Origin of the sequence: Paracnuella aquatica, from assembly GCF_003332885.2 — a bacterium.
Taxonomy (GTDB): Bacteria; Bacteroidota; Bacteroidia; order Chitinophagales; family Chitinophagaceae; genus Flavisolibacter; species Flavisolibacter aquaticus.
On sequence record NZ_QOWJ01000052.1, the window covers coordinates 1 to 696 of the forward strand.

Here is a 696-nt window from a genome sequence, read left to right on the forward strand (position 1 = left end):
GTATTGTTTGTTCCCCTGAGCGCGGTTGGTGCTGTTGGCGTTCCGGTCAGTGCCGGACTGTCCAGTGGGCTTTTCTGTTCGTTTCATCCATTACCACCTTAACCGCCTTTGGCGTTGCAGCAAGCGTTTCAGACGTGCTGTTGGTTGCACTGCTGAGCTGCACTATCCCCTTTCTCGTTGTGTCCGCATCCTCAAGCGCGACAGCTGAAGCTATATCTTCTGCACGTTTTGCCGAATTTTTTGCACGTATTGCCGCCGCTTCTGCCGCACTTTTGCTCTGCGATGCTGATACCGCACTTCCCGCAGCCTCTATCGCCTTCGTGGATGCCGTTGACGCACTCCCCGCCGCCGCTGTTTTTGCGTCTGCCGCGGCAGAGGCGCTCCGTTCCGCTGCTGTTTCAGATGACCTGGCATTCGTCTCGGACGTTTTTGCCGCCCTGGCAGAATTTTCTGCCGCCGTTGCCGAGGAAGCTGCACGACCGGCACTTGATGATGCGTTTGTTTCTGATGATTTTGCTGCCTCTTTTGAGGCCACCGCATCTCGTGCTGAAGTGGCGGCCTCTGACGCTTTCGTGGCCGCGGTGGAGGCAGACGTGGCGGCTGATTGTTGTGACGCTGCAGCATTCGTTTCTGACGTTTTCGCCGCACCGGCACTGGTGGCCGCCGCGTTTTTTGAGGACTCTGCGGCTGCGGCAC

Annotated in this window: 1 protein-coding gene; it reads right to left on the minus strand. The window is 58.0% G+C overall.

Annotated features, from left to right (window positions below; all coding sequences use genetic code 11):
- Positions 1-46: 46 nt before the first annotated feature.
- Positions 47-535 (minus strand): phage tail protein, encoded by a 489-nt coding sequence (locus DRJ53_RS21935; protein WP_421911969.1) that lies wholly within the window; start codon positions 533-535, stop codon positions 47-49.
- Positions 536-696: the final 161 nt, after the last annotated feature.